Raw genomic sequence first — 7108 nt, 5'->3', positions numbered from 1 at the left:
CGTTCCCGGCATGGGTGCGGCGGGTGTTCACTTCGGTCGCAACGTGAATCCCGCGACCTTGCCTGCCGAGGTGCCTGACGCGGAAATCCTGAGCCCCAACCCACGGGATATCAGCCGCGAGCTGCTCACGCGTGATTCCTTCAAGCCCGCCGAGTCGTTGAACTTTATCGCCGCGGCCTGGATTCAGTTCATGATTCATGACTGGTTTTCCCATGGCGCCAATCAGTTTCGCAATCCCATCAAGGTTCCGCTGCGGGGTGATGATCCCCTGGTTGATTCCAAGGACTCGGATGATCAGTTCATGAAGATTCGCCGCACGGCGCGCGATGAGGATGGTTCCTCTCTCTATGATCTCGCCTTCCGCAACGAAAATACTCACTGGTGGGACGGTTCCCAGATCTATGGCAGCGATGCCCGCACCCTCGCCGGTCTTCGGACTTTTAAAAAGGGTCAGCTGAAGCTCGATAACGGCCGCCTGCCCACGCGCTGGGGTCGCGTTCAGACTGGTTTTTCCGACAACTGGTGGCTGGGTCTCAGCCTGATGCACACAGCGTTCGTGCGTGAGCATAATGCGATCGCCGCTCACCTCGCCTCGCTTTATCCTGCGATGAAGGACCAGGAACTTTTTGATAAGGCGCGCCTGATCAATAGCGCGGTGATGGCCAAGATTCATACTGTGGAATGGACGCCTGCGATTCTGAACAACCCCGTCCTGGCTCAGGGTATGTACAGCAACTGGTTCGGCCTCAAGGGCACGCCCCTGGGCGACCAGCTCGGTGCCTTGGGCGGCATGACCGATCAGCTTTTGCCGCTCTTTGGTGTGGCGATCGATCCAAACAAAATGATGAGCAAGGCGCTGAATGGTATCATCGGTGGTCCAACCGATCACTATGGAGTGCCTTATACCCTGACCGAGGAATTTGTTTCCGTTTATCGGATGCATCCTTTGGTCAAAGACTCCCTGGATGTTTACAGCGCGCGCAACAAAAAACGCCTGGCTTCGCTGGCCATGGATCAAACGCGCGAGCAGAAGGCCGAGCATGCCATCGACCGCTATGGATTCGACAGCCTTTGGTATAGTTTCGGCATCACCCATCCTGGGGCCCTGACGCTGAATAACTATCCCGCGTTCCTGCAGAATCTCAAGATTCCCATGGTGGGCCCCTTTGATTTGGGGACCGTGGATATCATCCGCGACCGCGAGCGTGGTATTCCCCGTTACAATGAGTTCCGGCGTCAGCTGGGTCTGAAACCGATCGGCAGCTTCCGTGACCTTTTCGTGCGCTATAGCGAAGAACCGCTGCCGGCCCAGCATGCCGCGACCCTGGAAAAACTGGAGCGTCTCTATCACGGCGACGTGGAAAAACTCGATCTTATGATCGGCTGCCTTGCAGAATCGGTTCGACCTGATGGTTACGGTTTTGGTGAAACCGCATTCCAGGTCTTCACCCTCATGGCCTCGCGCCGTCTTCTGAGCGACCGTTTCTTCACCGTGGACTATCGTCCCGAAGTTTATACGCAGGCTGGACTGGATTGGGTCAAGCGGCGGACGATGAAGAATCTTCTGGAAGAAAACTTCCCTGGTCTGGTGGGAGCGGCCGGCATTCCGGCGAATGCTTTCCAACCCTGGGTTCCTTGAAGCGAATAACCGATGATCAAAGAGGGCCGGTGATCGCATCACCGGCCCTTTCTTTATTCAACTCAAGCCTTTTTCCACTCCAAAAGCTCCAGGTGATTCATAAGATGCAGCACCTGGATGCGTTCCATTTCCCGATGGCTCAACGCCCCAAAGAAAAAGTGGGGGTAGACCGCTGGTATGCCCTTGAGCTTCAGGAACGCGGCCTCCAGCTCCTGAAGCGCTAACTGAACATCCCCATCCTTGGCCGGCACAGGCATGCCGGGAATGGGAGCCGTGCGATCATGCTTCATCTGATCCATAAGGGAAAAGGCGTGGAAGGCAGCCTTGCCGATGGAATTTTGAAACCATTCGGGTTTCATTTCGGGATAACCGACCAGCGCGCAGTCCACGCTTTGCGTGCAGTGCATAAGGATCTGAAATGCCGACTGGGGTCCCCGGCTCCTGAGCGAGCGGGAATGTTTGAGGCTCTCTATAACGCTCAGGGCTCGTTCCAGGCTAAAATCCTGCGGCGTACATGCTGAAATTCCGGGGATAAAGAGCAGGGCACCGCCGGCGGCAGCGCCTTTAATGAAGTCCCTTCGCTTCATGATTCCTCCTTTAAGAACTCTGTGTTCTTATCGGAGGAACCACCGTTTTTTTTGACTCTTACCCAATACTTTATCGAGCCAGATACCCGCCATCGACCGCGTAGTAGGATCCGGTAACGAAAGAGGCTTTATCTGAACTCAACCATACCACAAGCTCGGCCACCTCTTCGGGTTCCCCCAAACGTCCTATGGGATGCAAACCCACGATCCCTTGCAGGGCTTCCTCGGTCAAGGCTTCGGCTATCATCGGTGTGCGAATGAAGGCCGGGCCTACGACGTTGATCCGCAAACCCTGACTGGAATATTCCAGCGCCGCAGTTTCCGTCAGTCCCACGACACCGTGTTTGGCTGCAGCATAGGCAGGGGCATTCGAGAAACCCACGCGTCCAAGGATCGATGAGATATTCACAATCGAGCCTTTGCCCGCGCGCAGCATGGCCGGAATCTGGGCTCGCATTGCGTAGAACACACCGGAAAGGTTCACGGCGACAACGTGCTCCCAAGCTTCCAGCGGGTAATCCCCCGTCGGCGCCATCGGTCCCGCGATGCCGGCGTTGTTGACAGCAATATGCAAAGCTCCGAAGCGCTGCTCGGCTTCCTTCACTAAAAATTCATGATCCTGAAAACGCGACGCGTCCGCCTTGATAAAAACGGACGAACCCGGATAACGATCCTCGATCATGCGCTGCGTTTCATGACCGCCCTGTTCCTGCAGATCCGCGATGATCACCTTGGCCCCTTCCCGCACCATGGCGTGCGCCAGGGAACGTCCAATGCCCGAGGCTGCTCCGGTGACGATCGCGACCTTGTCTTGAAGTGAGCCCATCTGAATTCTCCTTTTCAAAAAAGGACAGGACATCACACGATGACCTTCTCCCGCTTTTTTTAGCGCAATTACTGAAGAGAGGCAATTCACAGGTGGGATAAGCGCCGCAGGCGAGCACGATCGAATGGGGTCGGCAGTTGCAGTTGGGAATGAGGGTAATTGCACCTATTCAAAACTGAATAATGCCGCATGTATGCATGAGGCTTCACTCCCGATGCGTTATTGGATAATTTCAAAAACTTCGCGCAAAGGCTTCATTTCAAGGCCTTTGAATGCGTGTTGGGAAAAAATTATTTTCGCGCAAGCCACGAAAAATTTAGCAATCGTAAATTGTTTTGACCAGCCAATCAAAAGACTCTGGCGTTGCATAAGCAGGTTTATTTTTTTACCGTTAGGAGACGAAGATGCTAACTGGATATTACAAGTTTTTATTTACGTGTTTTCCTCTGATCGCCGCTCCGGCTTTTGGCGATTTCCTTCCTCCCAATGATTTGCATCTTGAAGACAGCCTTCTGCGGGCATCGAATGTTTCGGAGCAGGATTTCAATGATGTGATCGACGAGGTCGAGGCGATTTACGGACCAATGATCAAGGAAACCCACGGCGCCACGCTCGCCGTCAAACGACTATGGACCAACAATACGGTCAACGCGAGCGCCATGCAGCTCGGCAGGACCTGGAACGTGAATATGTACGGAGGCCTCGCCCGGCGTCCTGAGGTCACGCGTGACGGTTTCACCCTGGTGCTGTGCCATGAACTGGGCCATCACCTGGCTGGCTATCCTTTCTCGGCCCAGTGGGCGGCGAATGAAGGGCAGTCGGATTATTTTGCGACCTTAAGCTGCGGCAAGGTCCTTTGGAAGAATCAGCGTTCGAAGAATGAAGAAGCCCGCGAACTCATCCCCGCCTTGCCCAAGGCCCAGTGTGATTCCGTGTGGCGTTCCCGCGATGATCAGAATCTTTGCTACCGCCTGATGATGGCGAGTAAATCCATCGCGGATCTGGCTGGTTCCAAAGGCTTGAAAAAAGTCAGCTGGGACACGCCGGACACCAAAGTGGTCAGCAAAACCTACAACGGCCACCCTCAGGGCCAGTGCCGCCTGGATACGATGATGGCTGGCGCGATTTGCGATCTGGAATTCGATATGAACCTGATCCCAGGCAAAGACCTTGGCAGCAAACGCAACAGCCCTGAGGCCGAAATGATTTCCGCGAAGCACACCTGCACTCAATATATGAATTATGAGTTGGGCTACCGCCCCGGGTGTTGGTTCAAGTCTGCGCTTTGATGTGATGGCTCACGCCCACCCGTGACCAGGTCCGTAGTCTCGGGGAAAAGGTCACGCCCCCCGTGACCAGGTCCGCAGTCTCGTGAAATCAGGTTCACGTCCACCCACACAGAGGAGGATATCCATAAAAGGCTTGGGGTGGGCCGGTCCACTTTCGGATCTGCCCCCTTCCGATCTCACTTCTGAAGATTCAACCTCTGGTCCACCGCACGGAAGATCAGCATTCCCCCGATCATGCTCACGACAAAAACCAAAGGCTTCACGCTCAAACTCGCCAGAGCGGTGACCGCAGGACCCGGACAGAAACCAGCCAATCCCCAGCCAATTCCGAAAATCACAGCCCCTGAAACCAGCGCCGGCGTAATCTCTTTTTTCTCGGGCACATGCCAGGCCCTCGATAAAAGCGGCGAATGCCGCCGCCGAATGATGCGATAGCTCACCATGTGAACCCCGATCGCCCCAACCATCACGAACATCAAAGACGGATCCCAATTCCCGAAAAGATCCAAAAACCCCACCACCTTCTGAGGCTGAGTCATCCCCGATATCCCAAGCCCCAGTGAAAAAATAAAACCCACCACCAAAGCCGCGAGTCCATTCTTCATGACAGTATCCCCAAACTTTTGAAGAGCACCACAGCCAGCATCCCAGCCGCGATAAAGGCCATCGTTGCCACCAAAGACCGCGGCGACAGACGGCTGATCCCGCAGACGCCGTGCCCGCTCGTGCAGCCACTACCCATGACGGTTCCAAAACCCACCAGGAGCCCCGCGATCACAGTCGATCCCAAACCCGTATCCAGCTGCCCGGAAAAAACCTCGGGATTCATTGCGCGCACGGCAAAGCCCCCCAGCACGAGGCCGAGCACAAAAAGGACCCGCCATCCCGTATCGCCTTTGACCGGAGACAGCACCCCGTTGATGATCCCGCTGATGCCGGTCACCCGCCCATTCAAAAGCAGCATAAGGGACACGGCGCCCCCAATGATGACCCCGCCCAGCAATGCATTGATCCAGTCCTGATTCATAATATGAAGCCTCACATCCAATCGTTTGGCCCCCAGAATACCCCAGTCGCAGCCCCTTGTCCGCAGCCAGCTGTCACGCCCTCACGACCGACTCCCCTCCCCGCAGCCGCGTCCGCTCTGGTCGTCCAATTTTTCTATTCCCATGCGCAGCTGGCCCTGGCAGATATGAAGACTGCAAGGAGGAATGCATGAAAGAAACAGTCAAGGAATTCTTCGACCAGGACACATGGACCCTGACCTATGTTGTCCACGATGCGGCGACTCTGGATGCCGTCATTATTGATCCCGTCTGGGACTATGATCCCGCCGCCTCCTCCCTAAGCGAACATTCCGTGGAAAAAGTTCTGGCTTACGTGAAGGAACGTGGCCTCAAGGTCCATTATATTCTGGAAACCCATGCCCACGCTGATCACGTCAGCGGCTCCCAGATCCTGAAAAAGACAATCCCAAACGCCAAAATCGGCATCGGCGCCCACATCACGTCGGTGCAAAAAATTTTCAAAGACATCTTTCATCTGGACCCGGACTTTCCCACTGACGGGCGGCAGTTCGATTTCCTCCTGCACGAAGGGCAAACCGTCAACGCCGGTTCCTTGACGATCAAGACCCTCTACACGCCCGGCCACACCCCGGCCTGCTCCAGCTATATCATCGGTGAAGCGGTTTTCGTCGGCGACGCGATCTTCATGCCGGATTATGGCACGGGCCGCTGCGATTTCCCCGCCGGCAGCGCCGAGGACCTTTATGATTCGGTGCATCGTAAACTCTTCCAGCTCCCGGATCACTATCAGCTCTACGTCTGTCACGATTATATGCCCGGCGGCCGCCCCCTCGCCTTTCACTGCCCTGTGAGCGAGCAGAAACAAAAAAACATACAGCTGAAGGCCAGCACCACGCGCGAAGAGTTCGTCAGCTTCCGCAAAAAAAGGGACGCGACCCTCAGCGCCCCGCGCCTCCTTCTTCCCAGCGTCCAGATCAATATTGATGCCGGTCATTTGCCAGCGCCCGAGCGCAACGGTGTCTCGTACCTTAAAATCCCTCTTAGGAAGTAAGCATGTCCGCCAAGCAACCCGTGATCCTCGATGTCCGCACGCCCGAAGAGTACAGTGAAGTTCGCGTTCCAGGTTCGATGAACATCGACTGGAATGGGCCCGATTTCAAAGACCAGGTTTCCAAGCTCGATAAGAACGCGTCCTATAAAGTCTACTGCCGCAGCGGCAATCGCTCCGGCCGCGCCATGGAACTCATGAAAACCTTGGGTTTTCAAGATGTCGAAAACCTCGGCAGCGTCGACGAAGCCGCTCGGAAACTCGCCCGCGGCTGTGATCGCGGTCCGCTCTGATTCCACTGCAAAACCAAGGGAAAACCGATGAAAAAGCTTGGCGCCATCCTGCTGCTCGGAGCCTGCTCCAGCACTCCCAAACCCGAAACGAATATGATGTCGTTCCCTCGACCGAACTTCCCGCCTTTGACGGTGATAGGAAGCGGTCAGCCTGCCCTTAAAAATTCAAGCCTCGCCGAACCCACGCCAGAGGATTGGAAGAACGCGGGCGACACCTGCGTCACCCATCTTTATGAATGCCAGTATAACGATCAGGGCGTTGTCACGCGGGTCATATCCATGGATCAATCCGAGCCGACCTTCCACGAATTCACCGAAGAGGCGCTCAAGACCTGGCGTTTTGAAGCGGGAAAAAGCGGGTCCTGCTTCGTACAAACCATCTATGAAAGAAATCGTTC

The 7108-nt window shown here is 55.5% G+C and carries 9 protein-coding genes; 5 read left to right on the top strand and 4 right to left on the bottom strand.

Translation table 11 applies throughout. From position 1 onward, the window contains the following. Positions 1 to 1639: peroxidase family protein (locus VFO10_RS03920; protein ID WP_325137369.1), on the top strand; the 1639-nt coding region annotated here is incomplete at its 5' end. A 62-nt stretch (positions 1640 to 1701) separates the two neighbouring features. Here the strand turns inward: VFO10_RS03920 and VFO10_RS03915 are convergent. Together VFO10_RS03915 and VFO10_RS03910 are read right to left on the bottom strand one after the other, a co-directional pair. Continuing rightward, positions 1702 to 2226 carry a DUF1569 domain-containing protein gene (locus VFO10_RS03915; RefSeq protein ID WP_325137368.1) on the bottom strand — a complete coding sequence of 175 codons (525 nt, stop codon included), beginning with the start codon at positions 2224 to 2226 and terminating at the stop codon, positions 1702 to 1704. A 70-nt stretch (positions 2227 to 2296) separates the two neighbouring features. After that, positions 2297 to 3052 carry a glucose 1-dehydrogenase gene (locus VFO10_RS03910; RefSeq protein WP_325137367.1) on the bottom strand — a complete coding sequence of 252 codons (756 nt, stop codon included), beginning with the start codon at positions 3050 to 3052 and terminating at the stop codon, positions 2297 to 2299. A 404-nt stretch (positions 3053 to 3456) separates the two neighbouring features. On the opposite strand from VFO10_RS03910, the gene VFO10_RS03905 reads away from it, so the two are divergent. Continuing rightward, positions 3457 to 4341, top strand: a complete 885-nt coding sequence (locus tag VFO10_RS03905; RefSeq protein ID WP_325137366.1) for a hypothetical protein — start codon at positions 3457 to 3459, stop codon at positions 4339 to 4341. Positions 4342 to 4517: 176 nt separating this feature from the next. Here VFO10_RS03905 and VFO10_RS03900 read toward each other — a convergent pair whose 3' ends face one another. Both VFO10_RS03900 and VFO10_RS03895 read right to left on the bottom strand, forming a co-directional pair. Continuing rightward, positions 4518 to 4946 carry a DUF6691 family protein gene (locus tag VFO10_RS03900; RefSeq protein WP_325137365.1) on the bottom strand — a complete coding sequence of 143 codons (429 nt, stop codon included), beginning with the start codon at positions 4944 to 4946 and terminating at the stop codon, positions 4518 to 4520. Beyond that, on the bottom strand, positions 4943 to 5368 hold the full coding sequence (locus tag VFO10_RS03895; RefSeq protein WP_325137364.1) for a YeeE/YedE family protein: 426 nt from the start codon (positions 5366 to 5368) through the stop codon (positions 4943 to 4945). The genes VFO10_RS03900 and VFO10_RS03895 overlap by 4 nt, the downstream gene beginning before the upstream one ends. Before the next feature lie 188 nt (positions 5369 to 5556). On the opposite strand from VFO10_RS03895, the gene VFO10_RS03890 reads away from it, so the two are divergent. From VFO10_RS03890 to VFO10_RS03880, 3 genes are all read left to right on the top strand, one after another. Next, positions 5557 to 6420: an MBL fold metallo-hydrolase gene (locus VFO10_RS03890; protein ID WP_325137363.1), complete on the top strand. Its 864-nt coding sequence runs from the start codon at positions 5557 to 5559 to the stop codon at positions 6418 to 6420. A 2-nt stretch (positions 6421 to 6422) separates the two neighbouring features. Further along, entirely contained in the window at positions 6423 to 6710 is a 288-nt protein-coding gene (locus VFO10_RS03885; RefSeq protein WP_325137362.1) for a rhodanese-like domain-containing protein, read from the top strand. A gap of 27 nt (positions 6711 to 6737) precedes the next feature. Further along, on the top strand, positions 6738 to 7108 hold a 371-nt coding region (locus VFO10_RS03880), incomplete at its 3' end, for a hypothetical protein (RefSeq protein ID WP_325137361.1).

Source organism: Oligoflexus sp., assembly GCF_035712445.1.
Taxonomy (GTDB): domain Bacteria; phylum Bdellovibrionota_B; class Oligoflexia; order Oligoflexales; family Oligoflexaceae; genus Oligoflexus.
The sequence above is the reverse complement of the archived record's forward strand: the minus strand, read 5'-3'. Positions and strand labels throughout refer to the sequence as shown.